Raw genomic sequence first — 1,088 nt, 5'->3', positions numbered from 1 at the left:
CGATGAGAACCCTGTTTTCCTGCATTTCAGCCCAGCGACGGACCGTCATAGCTTCGCTGCCGGGAACGCGCTTCCGTCAGTTCCTTTTCGTGCTGCCGTTGCTCGTGCGCCCGTTCTGCGGCCACGGCCATCTCATGACGCTGCACTACCGGCTCAAACGCTGCAGTTGCCCGCTCAAGCGTTCCACCTGCTGACTCAAGCGCGTCACGCGCTCGCTCAGCGCCGCGTTCTCCCGTTGCATAAGCCCTGACATTTTCCGCCATTCCCCGAAGGCGCTCTCCCACTCGTCCAGCCTTTTCGAGTAGTCCTGCTGTAGCTGCTCTAATGCGCTCAGCAACTGTTTTTCCAGCTCGGTCATCGGCACTTACTCCTTCACCAGTCTCAGCGCGTTCTGCTTCGACCGCCCGTTCCCGACCGTCCAGCTCTGCGTCCTGTCTACGGCNAACGTCCGTTGCTGTCTTCCAGGTACGTCACGCCCCAGGTCTTCGCGTTCAGCTTCGACAGCGCTGCGTTCTGCCGGTCGATTTCGGCCAGATTTGACGCTATCAAGCTCCCCTGATACCACAACACCCCGCTCAGGCTGGCGAACAGCAGTCCTGACACCATCGTGATGGTCAGCCATGTCCGCCCGACCATACGCATCACGCTCAGGCGGTTCGACTGCATGGCCGCGCTCATACCCTGCTCGTGGGCGCGGATGGCGGCGCTGATTCTCTTCCCGCTTTCGCTCAGTTCCGCTCTGACAGACTTCTCGTGCTCGCTGAATGCGGCTTTCAGCATTTCGCCGGTACTCTGCTGCTGCGCTTTCGATTTCTGCTCTAAGTCCTTCGCCAGCGTTAAAAGACTGTTCATAGATGGCTCCCTTAAGTCGGATGTTTCGCCCTCCGTCCGGGTCGGCAATGCTGATGCTGCTCTTTGTGGTGCGCACGACCTCAAAACCTGCGCTTTCCAGCGCCTCAGTGACGTCCTGACGCGTTTTAAGCTCCCCTGACGAGGCGAGGGCCAGTAAGCCCCGCGTAATAGCCTCTGCGGCTTCCTGCTTCGTTTTGGGTAACGAAGATGGCGTCACCAGCGCGCGCCGGTTCTCC

At 60.0% G+C, this 1,088-nt stretch carries 2 protein-coding genes; both read right to left on the bottom strand.

Translation table 11 applies throughout. The annotated features are described in order from the left end of the window. Nucleotides 1–145: 145 nt before the first annotated feature. Nucleotides 146–358 (bottom strand): MbeD family mobilization/exclusion protein, encoded by a 213-nt coding sequence (locus tag ACFP3V_RS25915; protein WP_021527181.1) that lies wholly within the window; start codon nucleotides 356–358, stop codon nucleotides 146–148. 77 nt (nucleotides 359–435) lie between these two features. Beyond that, on the bottom strand, nucleotides 436–852 hold the full coding sequence (locus ACFP3V_RS25910; RefSeq protein ID WP_380588169.1) for an MbeB family mobilization protein: 417 nt from the start codon (nucleotides 850–852) through the stop codon (nucleotides 436–438). Nucleotides 853–1,088 lie beyond the last annotated feature (236 nt).

Source organism: Streptacidiphilus monticola, from assembly GCF_042658505.1.
GTDB lineage: Bacteria > Actinomycetota > Actinomycetes > Streptomycetales > Streptomycetaceae > Streptacidiphilus > Streptacidiphilus monticola.
Note: the sequence above shows the minus strand (reverse complement) of the source record. Positions and strands in the feature narration are given on the sequence as shown.

Bases quoted from the DNA above. Each gene is read 5' to 3' on its own strand.
- ACFP3V_RS25915 (WP_021527181.1), bottom strand. From the start codon at position 358: ATGACCGAGCTGGAAAAACAGTTGCTGAGCGCATTAGAGCAGCTACAG.